This window comes from Streptomyces lucensis JCM 4490 (genome assembly GCF_014650035.1).
Classification (GTDB): Bacteria; Actinomycetota; Actinomycetes; order Streptomycetales; family Streptomycetaceae; genus Streptomyces; species Streptomyces lucensis.
Map to the genome: position 1 here is coordinate 23,186 of NZ_BMUE01000002.1, position 21,242 is coordinate 44,427.

Sequence of the window (21,242 nt, forward strand, 5' to 3'; positions counted from 1 at the left end):
CGGGGTGAGGAGCGATAGCCTTGTGGCGTGATCAGCGCGATAGTTCGCGGGGGCAGTGCTGCCCCTGCCCTGCGCCCGGGCCGCACGGAACACCTCCGTGACCGGGCGGCGGTCGCTGGTCTTCGCGGGCGGGACGGGGGCGCGGACGCCTCCCCGACGCCGAGGACACCCCCGGACATGGTGACGCCGACAGCGGCGTCCAGACCGACGGGCGTGCGGAGAATGGCCGAATCCCCCCCGCTCATCTCACCTCGCGGCATAGCGTCTGAACGGACCGGACATCCCGGGCCGTGGCGTCACGCCGGAGGGGGAGAGACCGTACTTCCTTCAAAGTCACGCAACGGCGCGCGACAGGAGCCAGAGGACAATGCAGACCAAGCTGGACGAAGCCAAGGCCGAGCTGCTCGAGAGGGCCGCGCGGGTAGCTGAGAACAGCCCGGTCGGGGGGCACCTACCGACCGGGACGACGCGCGAGGGCACCCCCGGCACCCCGGACAGCGCATCCGTGCTCGCGTTCCTCCAGCGCTACTACCTGCACACCGCCCCGGAGGACCTCGCCGACCGCGACCCGGTCGACGTCTTCGGCGCCGCGGTCTCGCACCACCGTCTCGCCGAGAACCGCCCCCAGGGCACCGCGAACGTCCGGGTGCACACCCCGACGGTCGAGGAGAACGGGTGGACCTGCAGCCACAGCGTCGTGGAGGTGGTCACCGACGACATGCCCTTCCTCGTCGACTCGGTCACCAATGAGCTGACGCGGCAGGGCCGCGGTATCCACGTCGTCATCCACCCGCAGTTCGTCGTCCGGCGTGACCTGACCGGCAGGCTGATCGAGGTCCTGCCGACCCCGCCCACCGGCGACCTCCCGCACGACGCGCACGTCGAGTCCTGGATCCATGTCGAGATCGACCGCGAGACCGACCGCGCCGACCTGAAGCAGATCACCGCCGACCTGCTGCGTGTCCTGTCCGACGTCCGCGAGGCCGTCGAGGACTGGGAGAAGATGCGGGACACGGCGACGCGGATGGCCGACGGCCTGGAGAGCGAGCCCACCCCCGGCGACCTGCCCGAGGCCGAGGTGGAGGAGGCCCGCGAGCTGCTGCGCTGGCTGTCCGGCGACCACTTCACCTTCCTCGGCTACCGCGAGTACCAGCTCCGCGACGACGACACGCTCGCCGCCGTGCCCGGCACCGGTCTCGGCATACTGCGCTCGGACCCGCACCACGCCGAGGACGACCAGCACCCGGTCAGCCCCTCCTTCGAGCGGCTCCCCGCCGACGCCCGGGCCAAGGCCCGTGAGCACAAGCTGCTCGTGCTGACCAAGGCCAACAGCCGCTCCACCGTGCACCGGCCGTCGTACCTCGACTACGTCGGCGTGAAGAAGTTCGACGCGGACGGCCGAGTCGTCGGTGAGCGCCGCTTCCTGGGCCTGTTCTCCTCCGCCGCGTACACCGAGTCCGTCCGCCGCGTCCCGGTCATCCGCCGCAAGGTCGACGAGGTGCTGGTGCGCGCGGGCTTCTCGCCCCACAGCCACGACGGCCGCGACCTGCTCCAGATCCTGGAGACGTACCCGCGCGACGAGCTGTTCCAGACACCGGTCGCCGAACTGCAGTCCATCGTCACGAGCGTCCTCTACCTGCAGGAGCGGCGGCGGCTTCGCCTGTACCTGCGCCAGGACGAGTACGGCCGCTACTACTCGGCCCTCGTGTACCTCCCGCGCGACCGGTACACCACCGGCGTCCGGCTGCGGATCATCGACATCCTGAAGGAGGAGCTCGGCGGCACCAGCGTCGACTTCACCGCCTGGAACACCGAGTCGATCCTGTCCCGGCTGCACTTCGTCGTCCGCGTCCCGCAGGGCACCGAGCTGCCCGAGCTGTCGGACTCCGACAAGGAGCGCATCGAGGCCCGGCTGGTGGAGGCGGCCCGGTCCTGGACCGACGCGTTCGCCGAGGCGCTGACCGCCGAGTGCGGCGAGGAGCACGCCGCCGAGGTGCTGCGCCGCTACAACCACTCCTTCCCCGAGGGCTACAAGGCCGACCACCCCCCGCGGGCCGCCGTCGCCGACATCGTCCACCTGGAGGCGCTCGGCGAGGACAAGACCTTCTCCCTCAGCCTGTACGAGCCGGTGGGCGCGGCGCCCGACGAGCGCCGCTTCAAGATCTACCAGAAGGGCGGCACGGTCTCCCTCTCCAAGGTCCTGCCGGTGCTCAGCCAGCTGGGCGTCGAGGTCACCGACGAGCGGCCGTACGAGCTGCGGTGCGCGGACCGCACCACCGCCTGGATCTACGACTTCGGGCTGCGCATGCCGAAGGCGCCGGGCGGCGGCGACTACCTGGGCGACGACGGCCGTGAGCGGTTCCAGGAGGCGTTCGCCGCGACCTGGACCGGCAAGGCGGAGAACGACGGCTTCAACTCCCTCGTCCTGAGCGCCGGGCTGACCTGGCGGCAGGCGATGGTGCTGCGGGCGTACGCCAAGTACCTGCGGCAGGCCGGCTCGACGTTCTCGCAGGACTACATGGAGGACACCCTCCGCAGCAACGTCCACACCACCCGGCTCCTCGTCTCCCTGTTCGAGGCCCGGATGTCGCCGGACCGGCAGAAGGCCGGCCTGGAGCTGATCGACGCGCTCCTCGAAGAGCTCGAGGCGGCGCTGGACCAGGTGGCGAGCCTGGACGAGGACCGCATCCTGCGCTCCTTCCTGACCGTCATCAAGGCGACCCTGCGCACCAACTTCTTCCAGGAGACGCTCGGCGGACAGCCGCACGACTACGTCTCCATGAAGTTCGACCCGCGGGCCATCCCGGACCTGCCCGCGCCGCGCCCGGCGTACGAGATCTGGGTGTACTCGCCGCGCGTCGAGGGCGTGCACCTGCGCTTCGGCAAGGTCGCCCGCGGCGGTCTGCGCTGGTCCGACCGGCGCGAGGACTTCCGCACGGAGATCCTCGGCCTGGTCAAGGCGCAGATGGTGAAGAACACGGTCATCGTGCCGGTCGGCGCCAAGGGCGGCTTCGTCGCCAAGCAGCTGCCGGACCCGACCGTCGACCGCGACGCGTGGCTGGCCGAGGGCGTCGCCAGCTACAAGACGTTCATCTCCGCGCTGCTCGACATCACCGACAACATGGTCGCCGGCGAGGTCGTGCCGCCGCAGGACGTCGTCCGGCACGACGGGGACGACACCTACCTGGTGGTCGCGGCCGACAAGGGCACCGCGACCTTCTCGGACATCGCCAACGGGGTCGCCGAGAAGTACAACTTCTGGCTCGGCGACGCCTTCGCCTCCGGCGGCTCGGCCGGCTACGACCACAAGGGCATGGGCATCACCGCCCGCGGCGCGTGGGAGTCCGTGAAGCGGCACTTCCGCGAGCTGGGCGTGGACACCCAGAGCGAGGACTTCACGGTCGTCGGCATCGGCGACATGTCCGGTGACGTGTTCGGCAACGGCATGCTGCTGTCGGAGCACATCCGCCTGGTCGCCGCCTTCGACCACCGGCACATCTTCATCGACCCCGACCCGGACGCGGCCACCGGCTACGCCGAGCGCCGCCGACTGTTCGAGCTGCCCCGCTCCAGCTGGGCCGACTACGACACCGAGCTGCTGTCGGCCGGCGGCGGGGTCTTCCCGCGCAGCGCCAAGGCGATCACGCTGAACGCGCACATCCGCGAGGCCCTCGGCATCGAGGACAAGGTCACCAAGATGACCCCGGCCGACCTGATGAAGGCCATCCTCCACGCGCCGGTGGACCTGCTGTGGAACGGTGGCATCGGCACGTACGTCAAGTCGTCCGCGGAGTCGAACGCGGACGTCGGCGACAAGGCCAACGACGCCATCCGCGTCGACGGCTGCGACCTGCGCGTCAAGGTCGTCGGCGAGGGCGGCAACCTGGGCCTGACCCAGCTCGGCCGCATCGAGTTCGCCACGCACGGCGGCAAGATCAACACCGATGCGATCGACAACAGCGCCGGCGTGGACACCTCCGACCACGAGGTGAACATCAAGATCCTGCTGAACGGCCTGGTCACCGAGGGCGACATGACCGTCAAGCAGCGCAACAAGCTGCTCGCCGAGATGACCGACGAGGTCGGCGCCCTGGTCCTGCGCAACAACTACGCGCAGAACACGGCCCTCGCCAACGCCCTGGCCCAGTCCCGCGACATGCTCCACGCGCAGCAGCGGTTCATCCGCCACATGGTGCGCGACGGCCACCTGGACCGGGCGCTGGAGTTCCTGCCGACCGACCGCCAGATCCGCGAGCGCCTCAACCAGGGCCACGGCCTGACCGGCCCGGAGACGGCCGTCCTGCTGGCGTACACGAAGATCACGGTCGCGGAGGAGCTGCTGCACACCTCGCTGCCGGACGACCCGTACCTGCGCGGCCTGCTGCACGCCTACTTCCCGACGGCGCTGCGCGAGCGGTTCGTGGAGGCCATCGACGGCCACCCGCTGCGCCGTGAGATCACCACGACCGTCCTGGTCAACGACACGGTCAACACCGGCGGTACGACGTATCTGCACCGCCTGCGCGAGGAGACCGGCGCCTCGCTGGAGGAGATCGTCCGCGCCCAGACCGCGGCCCGTGCGATCTTCCGCTCGGCCCCGGTGTGGGACGCGGTGGAGGCCCTCGACAACAAGGTCGACGCCGCCGTGCAGACCCGCATCCGGCTGCACTCGCGCCGCCTGGTCGAGCGCGGCACCCGCTGGCTGCTCAACAACCGGCCGCAGCCGCTGGAGCTCGCCGAGACGGTCGAGTTCTTCGCCGAGCGGGTCGAGCGGGTCTGGCAGGAGATGCCGAAGCTGCTCAAGGGCGCGGACCTGGAGTGGTACCAGCACGTGTACGACGAGCTGTCCGCGGCCGGCGTCCCGGACGAGGTGGCCGGACGCGTGGCCGGGTTCTCCTCCGCCTTCCCGGCGCTGGACATCGTGTCGGTGGCCGACCGCATGGGCAAGGAGCCGCTGGACGTCGCCGAGATCTACTACGACCTCGCCGACCGGCTGCACATCACCCAGCTGATGGACCGCATCATCGAGCTGCCCCGCGAGGACCGCTGGCAGTCGATGGCCCGCGCCTCCATCCGCGAGGACCTGTACGCGGCCCACGCGGCGCTCACCGCGGACGTCCTCGCCGTCGGCAACGGCACGTCGACGCCCGAGCAGCGTTTCAAGTCGTGGGAGCAGAAGAACTCGGCGATCCTGAGCCGTGCCCGCACCACCCTGGACGAGATCCGCGGGTCGGACTCGTTCGACCTCGCCAACCTGTCGGTGGCGATGCGCACGATGCGGACGCTGCTGCGCACGCACTCGTAGCCGTACGGCGTCCCGAGGCGCCCCGGGTCCGCGACAGCGGCCCGGGGCGCCTTCGTTCTTACCGGATCTTGGGGAAAGGCGTGGGAGAAGAGTAGGAAAAACGTGCGGTGAATTTACCGTTTCCGGCTGATCGGTGCGCTTCGGATAGGGTCTGCGATGTGACAGTGAACCTCGCCAGGACCCGTCTGCATGTACGCCGCGCCGTCTGACCTCGAACCGGTGAGCCGTACGACGCCGGCGGGAGGCGCGACACGCGCCGGCCGGTCGCTGCCGCTGGTCGCCGCCGGGCTCGTGCTGGGGCTGCTGCTCCTGGTCGTCGTCCGTCTGCCGTGGGCGGGCGACCTCGGTATGCACGCGGCCACCGTGCAGCGGCTGCGGCACAGCCTGGCGCACCCGGGCAACCCGCTCGTCGACGCCGGCACGCCCAGCCCGTACTACTCGCCGTGGATGCTCGTGCTCGGCTGCGTGGCCCGGGTGACGGGCCTGTCGGTGTTCGTGGTCCTGCGCCTCGCGGCGGTCGCCGGCCTCGGGCTGCTGACCACAGGGGTGTGGCGGTACGTCCGCACCCTCAGCGCGCACCGCGCCGCGCCCGCCCTGGCGCTGCTCGCCCTGCTCTTCCTGTGGGGCCCGGAGCTGTTCAACTGGAGCGGCTTCCTGGGCCTGAACTCCCTCGCGCTGACGGTGTCGTACCCGAGCGTGTTCGCGCTCGGGCTCACCTTCCACTTCTGGGCGTGGCTGACGGGCGCGTGCGCCCTGCGGGCCGCTGCCGCCTGGTGGAGGTGGCCGGCGCTGGGGCTGCTGTGGGCGTCGATCCTGCTGTGCCACCAGTTCACGGGTGTGGTGGCGTCCCTCGGCGCGCTGGCCGTGGTGGTCGCCTCGCGGCCCGGCCGGGCGGTGCTGCCGCGGCTCGGCGCCGCGCTGCTGCCGGGCCTGGCGGCGTTGTGGCTGTGGCCGTACTACGACTTCTTCGCGCTGTTCACCGCCGGAGCCGACCTGGAGGCCATCCACCGCCCGCTGTACGGGCATCTGGCGGCCCGGTTCGGGCTGGTGCTGCTCGGGGTCGTGGCCCTGGGCCTGCGGTGGCGACGGGACCGCCGGGACCCCCTGGTGCTGTTCTTCGCGTTCGGCGTGCTGGTGTTCGCCGCGGGCGGGCTGACCGGGCACTACTCATGGGGCCGGGCCCTGCCGGCCGCGCTGATCCCGGCCCAGCTGGCGGCCGCGCTGGAGGCCGTGTCGGCCGGGCGGCGGGCGGTACGGGCGGGATGGGCGTGCGTGCTGGGCGTGGCATTGGCGGTGGGGGCGTGGACGCAGGCCGGGACGCTCGGGTACGTGGTGGGGCCGGACGCACTGCCCGGGGTGGTGGCGGCGAAGTACCGGACGCCGTGGGTGGGATACCAGTGGATCATGCGGGCGGGGGTGCGGTACGGGGACGTGGTGATGGCTCGCACGTTTCCCGCGCGGCAGATTCCGGCGTACGGGCCGTACACGGTGGCGCCCGGGTATCCGGACGTGTTCCTGGCGGACGCGGGGCGGAGGGAGGCCGCGGTGTCGCGGTACTTCGACGGGGGGACGTCCGTGGGGGAGCGGCGGGGGATCTTGCGGGAGTACGGGGTGCGGTGGGTCGTGGGGCCGCGGGGGCTGGCTGGGGCGGGGACCGGGTTGCGGAAGGCGACCGGTGGGCCGGGCGGGCAGGTGCTGTACCGGGTGGTGCCCTGAGCCGCGGCTGAGGGGGCGGGGTGGGTTTGCGCTTGCCGGCGCGCGCAGGGTGCCGCTGCGCCCACCCGTGCCGCCCCGGCGGCGCGACTGCCCGCAGCTACGGCGGCGCCGGTGCCCGGCCAGCTGCGGTGGCGTGCATGCCCGCAGCTACGGCGGCGCGACTGCCCGCAGCTGCGGTGGCGAGGGTGCCGTGGTTGTGGGTGGGTGGTGGGCGCAGTGCCACAGGGGCGCGGGGAACTGCGCGACCAGCCCGTCACGGGCCGTCGGTCGCGCACGCTCCCCGCAGTGCGGCGGCGGTGCGTGGCCGCCCGCTCACTTCAGCAGGCTCGACACCAGCTTCGCCGCCTTGCGGACCTTCGGGGGCGCCACCTTCCGGACCACCGGGCGGATCACGTGGGCCGTCACCCCCACCGGACGCCAGCGGAGCTGCAGACGGCCGGGGTTGCGGCCCTCCGGCTCGACGGTGACCTCGTGGGGGGCCGCTCCCGAGCGGTAGTCGATGCGGGCCCTGCGGACCGGGAAGTCCAGGGGGGCCAGCAGCAGACCGGAGTGGGACAGGCCCTGCTGGTCCAGGCGGATCATCGGGTGGCGTACGCCCTCGAAGCCCTGCACCGGCAGCGTGGCCGCGGCGAGGTCCAGGTGGACGGTGCCCTCGAAGACGCCGGGGCTGACCGGGTCCAGGCGGAACGGCACCGTCATGCGGCGCCCGCCGGGGGACAGCAGCAGGCCGGCCCGCTGCGGGCCGACGGGCAGCCGCAGCCCGGGGTCGTACGTGCGCACGGCCAGGGTGAGGCGGGCGCCGGCGCCGGCGGTCAGCTCGGTGATCTCGTGGCGGAAGTGGGCGCTGGTGAACGGGCGGGTGTCCAGCTCCAGGTCGGACACGTCCAGCTCACGCCGGGCCTGCTCGGAGCCGGGAACGCGGTCGCCCCAGTAGGGCACGCCGGCCGCGTCGGCTGTGATGTGCCGCGGCGCCACCGCGTGCCCCAGGCCGCGCGCCGCCAGCACGGCGTCGGCCAGGCGGCCGTCGCGCAGCAGCTGGAGCACGACCCGCTCCTGGCGCGGCAGCCGGGCGTAGGCGCCGGGGGCCAGGGCGTCCAGGTAGGGGTTCATGATCTCGGCGAAGGAGCGCAGCCACTCCTCGTCCCGGTAGGGCAGGTCGCCCGCGTACATCCGGAAGTCGTGCTTGAGGAACTTGTAGTCCTTGTCCCCCCGCAGCCCGGCGTGTCCGCTGCTCACCAGGAAGTCGTCGATGAGGTGCTGCACGTGGACGCGGTCGCGGACGTTGGAGATCTTGTGCCGCTGGTTGGAGATGGAGGCGGAGGCCGCCGCCGCGAACGGCTCGATGTACCAGACGTAGACCGGGTCCGGAATGATCGTGAACGCCTTCGCCAGGCAGTACGCCTGCGCCGAGAACAGCTGGTCCTCGTAGTGGATGCCCTCGGGGAAGCGGAGTTCGTGGCGGTCCAGGAAGGAGCGGGCGTACATCTTGCTCGTGGACAGGTGCTCGAAGAGCAGTCCCGGATCCGCCTCGATGCCGTCCAGTGTGCGGTGTTCGGCGACCAGGTGCGGCATCCACGTCGAGCGGCGCCCGTTGTCGACGCGTACCCGCCGTACCGCGCCCATCGCGAAGTCGACCTCGCGCTCCCGGTGGGCGGCCAGCAGCAACTCCACCGCGCGCGGCGGGAGTTCGTCGTCGCTGTCGAGGAACATCAGGTAGGGCGCCCGGGCGATCTCGATGGCCCGGTTGCGCGGGGCGCTGCAGCCGCCGCTGTTCTCCGGCAGGCGCAGGTAGCGCACACGCTCGTCCTGCGCCGCCAGCTCCCGCGCCACGGACGGCGTGTCGTCCGTGGAGTGGTCGTCGCTGATGATGATCTCGATGTTGGCGTGGGTCTGCGCGCGCAGCGAGGCGACCGCACGGGGGAGGCGGGCCGCGTCGTTGTAGACGATGACCGTGACGGTGACGTCGGGGGTGGTCATGCCGTGGCCTCCTCGGGGGTCGGGGCGGGGGTGCGTTCCTCGATCGGGAGCACCGGGGGCAGGGCTTCCTCGGGTTCGCCGAGGAACACCCGGCGTACGACCCGTTCGGCGGCGCGTCCGTCGTCGTACTCGCAGAACCGGCGCCGGAACGCGGCCCGTGCCTTCGCCGCGCTCTCGTCCCGCCAGGCGCCGGAGAGGAAGACCTCCGTGAGCTCCTCCTGGGTGCGGGCCACCTGGCCGGGGTGTTCGGCCATGAGGTCGAAGTAGACGCCCCGGGTGGTCCGGTAGGTCTCCCAGTCGTCGGCGTAGACGACGATCGGGCGGTCCAGGTTGGCGTAGTCGAACATGATCGACGAGTAGTCCGTGACCAGCGCGTCGGCGGCCAGGCACAGTTCCTCGACGGGGTCGTAGGTGGAGACGTCGATGATCCGGCCGGAGCGGCGCAGCCCGGTCAGCGGGGAGGCCGCGCCGCCGTAGAAGTAGTGGGCGCGGACGAGCAGCACCGTGTTCTCGCCGAGGCGGTCGGCGAGGGCGGCGAGATCGAGGCGCGGGGTGAAGCCGGCCTCGTAGTCGCGGTGGGTGGGGGCGTAGAGGACGGCGGTCCTGCCGGGGGCGATGCCCAGGCGCTCACGGGCCGCACGGACGTCGGCGGCGGTCGCCGTGTAGTAGACGTCGTTGCGCGGATAGCCGTAGTCCAGGGAGGTGTAGCGGGCCGGGTAGGCGCGTTCCCACATGCGGGTGGAGTGGCTGTTGGCGCTGACGCTGTAGTCCCACTTGTCGATGCGGGCCAGCAGGGCGGCGAAGTCGAGGCCCTTGGCGGCGGCCGGGTGTTCCATCTGGTCCAGGCCCATGCGCTTGAGCGGGGTGCCGTGGTGGGTCTGGAGGTGGATCGCGTCGGGCCGTTTGACCATCGCGTTGGGGAAGTTGACGTTGTTGACCAGGTACCTGGCGGTGGCCAGGGTCTCCCAGTAGCGGCGGGTGCCGGGGACGACGTGGTCGGTGCCGGGCGGCAGCAGGGCCGCGTTCTCCTTGTTCACCACCCACACCCTGTGGATGTGCGGAGCGAGTTCGGCGAGCTTGGCGGCGACCGCGGCCGGGTTGCAGGACACCCCGCGCTCCCAGTAGGCGGCGAACACGGCGAGGTTCGGGTCGACCGGGCGGCTCAGGGCGCGGCGGTACTGGTGGTCGCGGACCTTCGCGCTCACCTGGCGCTTGCGGGTCCGTACGGCCTTGCGGGCGGCGCGCCGGGTGCGGTTGGCGGCCTGGAACGCCCGGTACTTGCTGTAGGCGCCCTCCTCCAGCAGGGAGTGCCGTACGCCTTCGAGGCCGGGTGGCCGCTGATGGCCCTCGGGGCGCCAGCGGACGGCCGCCAGGGAGGCGCGGCGGAAGAACTCGCGGGCCACCGGGTCGGGCATGTCCTCGCGCGCGAAGGTGCGCACCAGGTCGCGCACCATCAGGTCGTACAGCACCGTGTGCACGGCGCGGCGGTCCCTGGCGAGCGGCAGCAGGGACTCGTAGCGGTCGATGAGGGCGAGCCGGTCCTCGGGGGCGAGCGGCGGCAGGCTCTCGGGGCGCAGCACGCGGTTGTCGTACGCGACTTGGTTCAGGCAGGCCACCCGGTCGGCGTGCAGCAGGGCCGCGTGGGCGGCGCGCGGCTCGTCGTCGGTGTCGAGCAACTGCTCGTGCGCCCGCCAGAAGTCGGCCCGCAGCACGCGGTTGCCGAGCAGCGGCGCGATGCGCAGCAGGTTGGCGCCCTGGTTCAGGGTGAGGGCGTCGCGCCCGACGGCGGCGAGGAAGCGGCCGTCGCGGGACGGGGCGGCGCTGGTCCGCCAGGTGGTGGTGACGTGGTCGAGGAGGAGCACGTCGAAGGCGGCGCCGTCGGTACCGGTGGCGCCGGTGTCCTCGAGTTCGGCGATCCGCTCGGCGATCAGGCGGGGCGCGCCCGCCGGCAGGCCGTCCTTGGCGTGCACGAAGTGCAGCCAGCGGCCCGACGCGTGGGCGGCGCCGGCCGCCCGCGCCGCCGCGTCGCCGGTGCCCTCGGGCAGCGGCACGACAACCGTCTCGGGCGCGTGGCCCTCGGCCGTCTCCCGTGCCCAGTCGCCGACCGCGGCGACGATCACCTCGGTGCCGGCCAGCGGGTGGGATTCCAGGGAGCCGAGTAGCTCATTCAAACGCCCCTGTGCGTTCGGTCCGTAGACGATCACGCTGAGGTGGGGCATCGCAGGGAACTCCTTTGACTCGTCGACTCCGGGCACCCTGCATAACATACCGATATTAAGCGGATGAAAGGGATAACCACGCTTCAAGTAAGAGCCGGAGGCGGGCACCGGGCTCATGAGGGAAGAGGGGCTTTGGGGGCTTCGGGTTGCGGCGCCTGCGGCAGCGGTGCGTCCGGCTCCGGTGCGTCCGCCTGCGGCAGCGGTGCGCCCGGCTTCGCGGCGTCCGCCTGCGGTGCGGGCTTCTTCGCGGCCGGTTTCCCGGCCGCCGCCTTCTTCGCGGCGGGCTTCTTCGCGGCGGGCTTCTTGTCGCCGGTGAAGGCCTCGTACTCCTTCATGACCTCCTCCGTCGGCCCGTCCATGCGCAGTTCACCGCGCTCCAGCCACAGGACCCGCTCGCAGGTGTCGCGGATCGACTTGTTGTTGTGGCTGACCAGGAACACCGTGCCCGCCTGCTCGCGCAGCTCGCGGATCCGCTGCTCCGAACGCTTCTGGAAGGAGCGGTCGCCGGTCGCCAGCGCCTCGTCGATGAGCAGGACGTCGTGGTCCTTGGCGGCCGCGATGGAGAAACGCAGCCGGGCCGCCATGCCGGAGGAGTAGGTGCGCATCGGCAGGGTGATGAAGTCGCCCTTCTCGTTGATCCCGGAGAAGTCGACGATGTCCTGGTAGCGCTCCTTGACCTGCTCCCGGGACATGCCCATGGCGAGGCCGCCGAGGTAGACGTTGCGCTCGCCGGTCAGGTCGCTCATCAGGGCCGCGTTCACGCCGAGCAGGGAGGGCTGGCCGCCGGTGTGGATGTGCCCGCTCTCCACGGGAAGCAGGCCGGCGACCGCCTTGAGCAGGGTGGACTTACCGGAACCGTTGGTGCCGATGAGCCCGATCGCCTCGCCCTTGTAGGCGACGAACGACACGTTCTTCACCGCGTGCACCCGGCGCACGCCGGCGGCCTTCTCGGCCTGTTTGCGGCGCAGTATGCGGTTGAGGGCGGCGGTGGCGGTGCCGCGGCCCGCGCCGGTGCCGTTGACGCGGTAGACGATGTCGACGCGGTCGGCGACGACGGTGGGGATCCTCGCTTCGGTGTGCTCAGCCACGGCCGTACGTCTCCTCAGCCTTCCAGAAGTAGATGAAGCCGCCGACGCCGGCGGCCACGGCCCAGCCGGTGGCCGCCGCCCACACGTGCGGGGGCAGGGATCCGGCGCGGAAGCTGTCGATGAGCGCGAACCGCATCAGGTCGATGTACACCGCGGCCGGGTTCACCTGCAGCAGGCGGGCGATCCACTCGGGCCGTCCCTCCAGCGTCCTGCTGATGGAGAACATGACGCCGGAGGCGTACATCCAGGTGCGCAGGAGGAACGGCATCAGCTGCGCGAGGTCCGGGGTCTTGGCGCCCATCCGGGCCACGATCATCGACACGCCCGCGTTGAAGGTGAACTGCAGGACGAGCGCCGGGATCGCGAGCAGCCACGAGGCGGCCACCGGCACGCCGAAGCAGAGCAGGATGACGACCAGGGCGGCCATCGAGAACAGCAGCTGCTGGAGCTGCTGGAGCGCGAAGGAGATCGGCAGGGCGGCGCGCGGGAAGTGCAGGGCGCGGACCAGGCCGAGGTGGCCGGAGATGGCCCGGGTGCCGGCCATGATCGAGCTCTGCGTGAACGTCCAGATGAACACCCCGGTGACCAGGAACGGCACGTAGTCCGGGACGTTGTGCTTGGTGCCGATCAGCACGCCGAAGATGAAGTAGTAGACCGCCGCGTTCAGCAGGGGGGTCATCACCTGCCAGACCTGGCCGAGCTTCGCCTGGCTGTACTGGGCGGTGAGCTTGGCGGTGGCGAAGGCGGTGATGAAGTGGCGCCGGTCCCACAGCTGGCGGACGTACTCCGGCAGGGAGGGGCGGGCGCCGCTGACCGACAGGCCGTGCCGGGCGGCCAGCGCCGCGAGGTCGTCCTCGGCCGGGGCCTGGGTCGGGGGCGGTGTGTGGAGTACCTGGCTCACATCCGCTGCTTTCGCTCGGGGAAGGGAGTGCTGCGTCCGGCTGCCGCCGGGCTGCGGCGGTGTCCCGTCGCCCGCTGTTTCCTTACGGTTCTCTTCGCGTTCTCTTACGTCGGGACGGCACCGTATCGTCGCAACGTGAGCGTAGGGGCAACGGACGTCGGAACGCAACCGTTTCGTCGTAGCGGCCTATGCTGTTCGTATGACGACGAACGCCGACGAGTCCGCCGACGAGCCGCCGGCGCGTCCGCGCCGCCGGGCCCCCGCGGGGGCCGCCGTGCTCCGGGAGGACGTGACCGACGCCATCCGGGCGGCCGTGTTCGGGGAACTGGCGGCCGTCGGCTACGCGCGCATGTCGATCGAGGGCATCGCCCGCCGGGCGGGCGTCGGCAAGACCGCGGTGTACCGGCGCTGGCGTTCGAAGCTGCACCTGGTGCTGGACGTCGTCTCCGCGATGGCGGTCTCGGGCTTCCCGGTGCCGGACACGGGTTCCCTGGAGGACGACCTGCGTCTGCTCTACGGGGTCACCTCGCGCGCCCTGCGCCACCCGGTCGCCTCACAGATCATCCCCGACCTCCAGGCCGAGGCGGCCCGCAACCCCGACCTCGCCGAGGCCTTCCAGAAGGCCCTGCGGGACGGCCAGGATGGTGTGGCCAGCAAGATCGTGGCGGCGGCGGAGGAACGCGGCGACATCCGCCCGGACATAGACCCCGACCTGGCCCTGGACCTGATCTCGGGCCCCCTGTACTGGCGCGCGGTGGTGACCCGCTCCCCGAACCTCCCCAAGGGCTACCTGCAGAACCTGGCCCGGGCCACCGCGGGGGCGCTCAGGGCCCTGTGAGCGGCCCGGGCGCGCGGCGGCGGTCCCCCCGGGGCGCGCGCGGCGGCGGTGCCCGGAAGAGGGGGGCGGCCGCCGCGGTCGCGGGGGCGCGGAGGTCCTACGAACGCGCCGCTTCCGGGTGGTGGTGGAGCCAGCCGTCCCAGGCCGAGGTGATCATGTCCTGGACGTCGTACTTGGCCTGCCAGGAGAGTTCCGTGGCGATGCGGTCGGCGGAGGCCACGACGCGGGCCGGGTCGCCGGGGCGGCGGGGGGTGACGGTCGGAGGGCGGTCGTAGCCGGTGACCGCGTTGACGAGGTCGATCATCTCGCGGACGGAGACGCCCTCCCCGCGGCCGATGTTCAGCGTCAGGTCGGTGCCGGGGGAGGACTCCAGCGCGCGGGCGACGGTGACGTGGGCCTCGGCCAGGTCGGCCACGTGGATGTAGTCGCGCACGCACGTGCCGTCGGGGGTCGCGTAGTCGTCGCCGAAGATGCGCGGCGGCGCGCCCTCCGTCAGCTTCTCGAAGACCATCGGGATCAGGTTGGACACGCCGGTGTCGGCGAGTTCGGGTGAGGCCGCGCCCGCCACGTTGAAGTAGCGCAGGGACGCGGTCGAGAGGCCGGTCGCCCGGCCGGCGGCGCGGACCAGCCACTCGCCGATCAGCTTGGTCTCGCCGTAGGGGGACATGGGGCGGCAGGGGGTCTCCTCCGTCACCAGGTCCACGTCCGGCATGCCGTAGACGGCCGCCGAGGAGGAGAAGAGGAACGACGGGACCTCCGCCCGGGTCACCGCCTCCAGCAGCACGCGCAGGCCCTCGACGTTCTGGTGGTAGTAGTGCAGCGGGCGCTCCACCGACTCGCCGACCTGCTTCTTCGCCGCCAGGTGGACCACCCCGGTGATCTCGTGCTCGGCGAGCGTACGGGCCAGCAGGTCCGCGTCCAGGGTCGAGCCCCGCACCAGTGGGACCTCGGCCGGCACCCGCTCGGCGACGCCCGTCGACAGGTCGTCGTAGACGACCGTGCGCTCTCCCGCCTCGGTCATCGCCCGTACGACATGCGCTCCGATGTATCCGGCGCCGCCAGTGATCAGCCAGGTCATGTGCGGCCGTCTCCTCGTCCGTGGTTCCGTGTCTCAGTGAAGCAGGCGGCGTCCCTCAGCGGAGCAGGCGGCGGAGCCGGCCGCGGAGCACCTTGACGACGCCGCGCGGTCCGGCCGCCACGCGCAGCGCGAGCGCACCCGAGTGCGTCGCGTAGGGCTGCGCCAGCAGCACGCCGTGCCGGACGCTCGGGACGACGCGCCGGCGCAGCCGGGCGGCGCCGGTCAGGGCGTGCGCCGTGAGGTCCCGGTGGGTGCCGTCCGCGAAGCGCAGAGTCAGCCGCAGGTCCCAGGTGCCGTCGCCGAGTCCCGCCAGGTCGACGGGCACCTCTGCCGACCAGGTGTCCGCGCCGGAGGGCGAGAGGGTGGCCGTCACGTGCCCGGCCGGCCGGTCGTCCTGCCGGGACCGCCACTGCACGACCAGCTCGCCGGGCTTCGCCTCGGCCACCTTTCCGTACAGCTCGTGCAGCGTGAGGCGCAGCAGTGAGGCACGCGCGCGGGGGCGCAGTTCCGCGTCCACCGCGAGCGGGAGGGTGCCCGTGGGACGGCCAAGCAGCGGGGCCAGGCCGACCTGGGGCAGGTCGGCGGACCAGATGGGAACGCCGTCCGGGGTGCGGGCGTAGGGCGGGAGCAGGCGCGCCGGGCGGGCGGCGAGCTCCCGCAGCCGGGGCAGGTCGCGCGGCTCGGGCGACTCCGCGACGACCCGGGCGATCAGCCGTCCGGGGGCGGCGGGGTTCGTCTCCCAGTCGGCGGCGTCGTAGCGTTCGAGGTACTCACGCGTGTGCGCCCACCACTCGCGCCGGTAGTCCGCGTCACGCAGCCCCAGCTCGCGTGCGTACATGCGCATCTCGTGGTCGAGGAACTTGCCCCGCGCCGCCCGCGCCAGCTCCTTCTGCCCGGCGCCGAGCAGGATGTCGTACGCCATCGCACAGGCCTCGACGCGCGCCTTCCAGTTGTCTATGCGCGCCCGGTCCAGGGAGAGGGACAGCTGCTCGGCCGACCGGCGCACGTGCCACACGTACACCCGGTCCGGTACGAGCGCGATGCGCGGGCCGGCGGCCAGCACACGCGCGGTGAACACGAAGTCCTCGTAGAGGAAGCGGCCCTCGGGGAAGCGGATGCCGTGCTCGCGCAGGAAGTCGGTGCGGTAGAGCTTGTTGACGCACAGCGTGTCGTGGACCAGACGCGGGCGCTGGGAGGGACGCGCGAGTACGGCGTGCGTGGCGTACAGGGGCGCCTGCCAGGGCTGCTCGGTCCCCGAGGGCAGCTCCCGGCGCACGCACAGGCCGCTCACGACCTCGGCGTGCGCGTCCCCGGCCGCCGCCAGCAGCGCGTCCACCGCGCCCGGCGGCAGGACGTCGTCGCTGTCCAGGAACATCACGTACGGCGCGGTCACCGCGTCGACCCCGGTGTTGCGCGGGCTGCCGCAGCCGCCGCTGTTCACCTCCCGGCGCACCACCCGCAGCCGGGGCTCCCGCGCGGCCAGCCGGTCGAGCAGTTCGGCGCTGCCGTCGGTGGAGCAGTCGTCCACGGCGATCACCTCGGCGACGGCGGGCCCCTGGCCCAGGGCCGAGCGCACCGCATCGCCCACGTGGGCACGGTCGTTGAAGCCGATGACGACGACGGCGACCTGCGGCGCCGGTCGGCTGTCCGCCGGGTCCGGCGCGTTCTGGAGGTCGGGCACGTCCGTCGGATCGGGCGGGCCTTCGATGTCTGGCGGGTCTGACGGATTCGAATGCATGGGGTCCACGGGCCGGCAGCGTAGGAAAGTTCGGTAATACCCGGTTAAGAGATACTTAGTGCTCGGTCCGGAAGACGGTTGGAATCGGACCGAGGTTGCCTCGGCGGTACCTTCTTTTCGGCCGGTGGCCGCGCGGCCCGCCACAACCGCACGAAGGACAGCCCGGCGGCACCCGCCAGCAGCGCGTTGCGGGACAGCATCAGCAGGCAGCCGCTCCAACTGCCGTCGACCACCTCGCGGTAGCACACCGGGTACGCCACCGTGCTCAGCGCGGACGCCGCCAGGACCAGTGCCGCGACCGGCCGTTGGCTGGTGGACCGCGAGGTCAGGCACACGGCGGCGAGACCGAGCAGCCAGATCATGTACTGGGGGCTGATCACCCGGCTGGTGACCGTGAACAGCAGCACCGCGCTCAGCGCCGCGTCGTACGGCGTGGCCTCGCTCCAGCGCCGCGCCCGTACCCGCCACAGCACCAGGAGCCCGAAGGCGGCCGCCGTGAGGGCGAGGGAGGCGTTCGCGACGGCCTGCACGTGCGGGCCGACCAGTTCGATCGCGCCGTACTGGTAGCGGGTCCGGCCGGTCCAGCCGGCGTGCCGCGCGAGGCTGAGCGCCGTGCCGCCGAGCGACTCGATCTGCACCCCCCGGCCGCCCTGCTGCCGCAGGAAGGACAGCGGGTCGGTGAAGAGGACGGCGAACAGCGCGAGGGCCGCGGTCCCGGTGGCCGCCGCCCAGCCCCATGACCTGCGGGTCGCCCCGCCCGGCGGCGTGCCCAGCAGCACCAGCGCCGGCCACACCTTCACCAGCGCGCCCAGCGCCCCGAACACACCGCACGCGCGCGGGGAGCGCGAGAGCGTCAGCAGGCAGAGCACGGCCAGGCCGGTGACCACCACGTCGTACCGGGCGAGCGGGAGGTGCAGCAGCAGCGGCAGGCCGCCCGTCCACAGGGCCGCGCCGCGCACGCTCCGCCCCGGCCGTGTGCCCGCGCGGACCAGCGCCGCCCCGACCAGCGCGTCCGTGGCCAGCGACAGCACGACGAACGCCTGGAAGTACGTCAGCCCCGGCAGCAGCCCCGGGGCGAGCAGCACTCCGCCCGCACCCGGCGGGTACTGCCACATCGGGTCGTGCGCGGGGAAGGAGCCGTGCGCGAGGACGCCGTACCAGTGGACGTACAGCCGCCACACCTCACGGGTCACCGAGCCCCCGCCCAGCAGCGAGGCGGTGTCGTGCAGGAGCAGCCACAGCGTCAGGGCGCGGGTGGCGAGCCAGCAGGCGGTGAGGGCGAGGACCGGGCCGGGGGTGACACGGAGGCGGTTCATCAGCCGCGAGCCTAAGCGGTACGGATGGTGTATTCCCGGCGATACGCCGTCAATACGTGGCAAAAGGCACCTGATCGCGAAAGATCGGGGCGTGGTGAACGCCGGGGTGCGTGTGCGCCCGCCGTCGCGCCGGGCGGCCGGAGCGACAGCGGACGCGCCGAGCCCTGTGCGGGCGCGGGTGCGGGTGCGGGTGCGGCGCGCGGTCGCCGTGGGCGTGCCCGCGGTGACGATGCTCGCCGTCGGGCTCTGGGGGCTCGACCGGGGCGGGATGTGGCGCGACGAGGCGGTCACCTTCCAGGTCGGGCGGCGCACGGTGCCGCAGATCTGGCGGCTGCTGCACGACGTGGACGCGGTGCACGGCCTCTACTACCTCCTCATGCGCCCGGTCCTCGCCGTCCACCCCGGCGAGGTCGTCCTGCGGCTGCCGTCGGTGTGCGCGGCGGCCGTGACGGCGGGACTGGTCGCCGCGCTCGGCACCCGGCTGGCCAGGCCGCGCGTCGGGCTGTGGGCCGGGCTGCTCTACGCCGTCACCCCGATGGCCGGCCACTACGCCCAGGAGGGCCGCTCCTACGCCCTGGTGGCGGCCGGCGCGACCGGGGCGACGCTGCTGTTCGTCCGTGCCGCGCGGGGAACCTCCTGGTGGGCGTACGGCGCCGTCGTCGCCCTCACCTGCTGGCTGCACGAGTTCGCGGTCCTGCTGCTGTTCGCCCACGGGGTGTCCCTGGCGCTGGGCCGGGCCGGGGCGCGGGTGTGGCGCGGCTGGGGGCGGGCGGCGGCCGCGGTCGTGCTGTCGCTGCTGCCGATGGTCTTCGTGTCACGGGCGCAGGCCGCGCAGGTCGCCTGGCTGCACAGGCCGACGGCGACTGCGGCGCAGGGGCTGGCACGGCAGTTCCTGGGACCCTCCGACGGGGTGTACTGGATCTGCCTGGGACTGGCGCTGCTCGGGCTGGCGGGGGTCGTCGGACCGCGGGGCGAATTCACCCGTGCGGGGGTGGCCCTGCCGTTGACGGTGGTGCCGCCGGCGGTCCTGATGCTCGTCTCGCAGCACTCCCCGCTGTACGTCGACCGGTACGTGCTGTACGCGCTGGGCGGGGCGCCGCTGCTGGTGGCCGGCGGCGCGGAGCGGGTGGCGGCGGCGCTGGGCGGCCTGCGGCGGTACGGCGGCCGGGTGGTGGTGGGACGGCTGCGGCCCGGGGGCCGGGCGGCGCTGGGCGGCCTGCGGCGGTACGGCGCCCGGGTGGTCGTCGGTCGGCTTCGGCCCGGCGGCGGGCTGGACGGGCGGGCGCGACGGGCCGCCGGTCCGTGGCGGTCCTCTCCGGTCGCCCTCGCCGGTGTGCTGGCCGTCGCCGCGTCCCTCCTGCACCAGTCGTCCCTGCTGAGCGCGGACCGCGACCCCGGCCGCCGGCCCGACGACATCGCCGCCGTCTCCCGGCTCGCCGCACGGGAGCTGGGGCCCGGGGACCCGGTGCTGTTCCTGCCGGCGCAGACGCGCGGCGCGGCCCTCGCCTACCCGCGGGCGTTCCGGGGCGCCCGGGACGTGGCCCTGACCGAGGGCGCGGCGACGTCCGGGACGCTGTACGGGCGGGAGGCCGGCCCCGCCGGGCTGCGCCGCCGTCTGGCCCGGCTGGAGCGCGTGTGGGTCGTCGCGGACCAGGACCTGCTCGCCGGCCGCTGGACCTCCCACAGCCCCACCGAGCGCGCCAAACTCGCTGTGCTGCGACGGGAGTACTCCGTCCGGGCGGAGGCCGCACGGCACCGGACGACCGTACGGCTCTACGTGCGCCGGGCTCGGGCTACGGCGCGCCCTGGGCCTCCGTCAGCGTCGCCGCGTCCAGGGCGGTGGTGAGGCGGTCGAGCCGTTCCCGCAGCTCGATGATCTCCGTCAGCTCGAAGCCGGTCGCCGCCGCGATCCGGCGCGGCACCTCAAGGGCGCGCCCGCGCAGCGCCGAGCCTTCCTCGGTGAGCCGTACCCGTACCGACCGCTCGTCCTGCGCGCTGCGCTCGCGCCGCACGAGACCGGCCGCCTCCAGCCGCTTGACCAGCGGCGACAGCGTGCCGGAGTCGAGCCGCAGATGCTCGCCGAGCTTCTTGACGGGCTGGTCGCCCCGTTCCCAGAGCACCAGCAGCACCAGGTACTGCGGGTAGGTGAGCCCCAGGTCCCTGAGGATCAGGCGGTAGACGCCGTTGAAGGCGCGGGACGCGGCGTGCAGGGAGAAGCAGATCTGGTTCTCCAGGCGGAGCCAGTCGGCGTCGGCGGCGGCGACTTCGTGCGAGCCGTGCGGGGTCGGGGATGCGGTCATGGGTCCAGGGTAGCCCTTGCGGGCCATTTGGTTGTGCACAACTTAATTGTGTGCTCTACTTGTGCTCGCAACGGACCGCACAACCGGATCCCGTGACGCACCCACACCGAGAGGGATGGTCTTCCATGGACGCGCTCTACACCGCTGTCGCCACCGCCACCCACGGCCGCGAGGGCCGTGCCGTCTCCTCCGACGGCAGGATCGACCTCGCCCTGGCCATGCCGGTGGAGCTGGGCGGCAACGGCCAGGGCACCAACCCGGAGCAGCTCTTCGCCGCCGGGTACGCCGCCTGCTTCGGCAGCGCCCTCGGCCTCGTCGGCCGCCAGGCGAAGGTGGACGTCAGCGAGGCCGCCGTGACCGCCGAGGTCGGCATCGGCAAGCAGGGCGAGGGCTTCGGGCTGAAGGTGACGCTGCGCGTCGAGCTGCCCGACAGCGTGGACGAGGCGACCGGCCGCAAGCTGGTCGAGACCGCGCACCAGGTCTGCCCGTACTCCAACGCCACCCGCGGCAACATCGACGTCGACCTCGTCATCGAGTAGGCGGACGGCGCGCCGCGACGGTGCCGGTCCCGTACAGGGGCCGGCACCGCCGCGTGTGTCCGCTGCGCCGCCGGCGGAGCTCTCAGTACGCCGTCCGCCCGGGGAACCGCGGCGCGGCGCCCGGCTCGGTCATCGGCCGGGCCGTCCCGCGGGACGCCAGGTGGACGGCCGGCTCGGAGTGGGCCGCGTCGAGCCGAAGGGCATGGGAACTCCCTGGGGGTCCGACG

General features: G+C 72.8%; 13 protein-coding genes. 5 read left to right on the top strand and 8 right to left on the bottom strand.

The window, feature by feature from the left end; translation table 11 throughout:
* Positions 1-367 precede the first annotated feature (367 nt).
* Positions 368-5,305, top strand: coding sequence for an NAD-glutamate dehydrogenase (locus IE177_RS04290; RefSeq protein ID WP_190013388.1), 4,938 nt, complete (start codon positions 368-370; stop codon positions 5,303-5,305).
* A 189-nt stretch (positions 5,306-5,494) separates the two neighbouring features.
* A complete protein-coding gene (locus tag IE177_RS04295) occupies positions 5,495-7,021 on the top strand; it encodes a hypothetical protein (RefSeq protein ID WP_229815895.1) in 1,527 nt (508 codons plus the stop codon).
* 312 nt (positions 7,022-7,333) lie between these two features.
* Here the strand turns inward: IE177_RS04295 and IE177_RS04300 are convergent, their stop codons facing one another.
* The 4 genes from IE177_RS04300 to IE177_RS04315 form a co-directional block, all read right to left on the bottom strand.
* Positions 7,334-8,998 carry a glycosyltransferase family 2 protein gene (locus tag IE177_RS04300; protein WP_190013390.1) on the bottom strand — a complete coding sequence of 555 codons (1,665 nt, stop codon included), beginning with the start codon at positions 8,996-8,998 and terminating at the stop codon, positions 7,334-7,336.
* Positions 8,995-11,217 carry a CDP-glycerol glycerophosphotransferase family protein gene (locus IE177_RS04305; RefSeq protein WP_190013391.1) on the bottom strand — a complete coding sequence of 741 codons (2,223 nt, stop codon included), beginning with the start codon at positions 11,215-11,217 and terminating at the stop codon, positions 8,995-8,997. Before IE177_RS04305 ends, IE177_RS04300 begins: the two co-directional genes overlap by 4 nt.
* A gap of 113 nt (positions 11,218-11,330) precedes the next feature.
* Positions 11,331-12,323 carry an ABC transporter ATP-binding protein gene (locus tag IE177_RS04310; protein WP_373305042.1) on the bottom strand — a complete coding sequence of 331 codons (993 nt, stop codon included), beginning with the start codon at positions 12,321-12,323 and terminating at the stop codon, positions 11,331-11,333.
* Positions 12,298-13,206: an ABC transporter permease gene (locus IE177_RS04315; protein WP_190013392.1), complete on the bottom strand. Its 909-nt coding sequence runs from the start codon at positions 13,204-13,206 to the stop codon at positions 12,298-12,300. The genes IE177_RS04310 and IE177_RS04315 overlap by 26 nt, the downstream gene beginning before the upstream one ends.
* Positions 13,207-13,405: 199 nt before the next feature.
* On the opposite strand from IE177_RS04315, the gene IE177_RS04320 reads away from it, so the two are divergent.
* Positions 13,406-14,044, top strand: coding sequence for a TetR/AcrR family transcriptional regulator (locus IE177_RS04320; RefSeq protein WP_190013393.1), 639 nt, complete (start codon positions 13,406-13,408; stop codon positions 14,042-14,044).
* A 97-nt stretch (positions 14,045-14,141) separates the two neighbouring features.
* Here the strand turns inward: IE177_RS04320 and galE are convergent, their stop codons facing one another.
* From galE to IE177_RS04335, 3 genes are all read right to left on the bottom strand, one after another.
* Positions 14,142-15,122 (bottom strand): UDP-glucose 4-epimerase GalE, encoded by a 981-nt coding sequence (gene galE, locus IE177_RS04325; RefSeq protein WP_190013394.1) that lies wholly within the window; start codon positions 15,120-15,122, stop codon positions 14,142-14,144.
* A gap of 55 nt (positions 15,123-15,177) precedes the next feature.
* Entirely contained in the window at positions 15,178-16,803 is a 1,626-nt protein-coding gene (locus IE177_RS04330; protein ID WP_229815897.1) for a glycosyltransferase family 2 protein, read from the bottom strand.
* Between the two features lie 101 nt (positions 16,804-16,904).
* Positions 16,905-18,176, bottom strand: coding sequence for a glycosyltransferase 87 family protein (locus IE177_RS04335; RefSeq protein ID WP_190013395.1), 1,272 nt, complete (start codon positions 18,174-18,176; stop codon positions 16,905-16,907).
* Positions 18,177-18,405: 229 nt separating this feature from the next.
* Between IE177_RS04335 and IE177_RS04340 the strand changes: the two genes are divergently transcribed.
* Entirely contained in the window at positions 18,406-20,022 is a 1,617-nt protein-coding gene (locus IE177_RS04340) for a glycosyltransferase family protein (protein ID WP_190014073.1), read from the top strand.
* Here the strand turns inward: IE177_RS04340 and IE177_RS04345 are convergent.
* Positions 19,970-20,476 carry a MarR family winged helix-turn-helix transcriptional regulator gene (locus IE177_RS04345; protein WP_229815898.1) on the bottom strand — a complete coding sequence of 169 codons (507 nt, stop codon included), beginning with the start codon at positions 20,474-20,476 and terminating at the stop codon, positions 19,970-19,972. The two genes, IE177_RS04340 and IE177_RS04345, sit on opposite strands and share 53 nt — an antisense overlap.
* 125 nt (positions 20,477-20,601) lie before the next feature.
* On the opposite strand from IE177_RS04345, the gene IE177_RS04350 reads away from it, so the two are divergent.
* Entirely contained in the window at positions 20,602-21,015 is a 414-nt protein-coding gene (locus IE177_RS04350; RefSeq protein WP_190013396.1) for an organic hydroperoxide resistance protein, read from the top strand.
* The last annotated feature ends 227 nt before the right edge of the window (positions 21,016-21,242 follow it).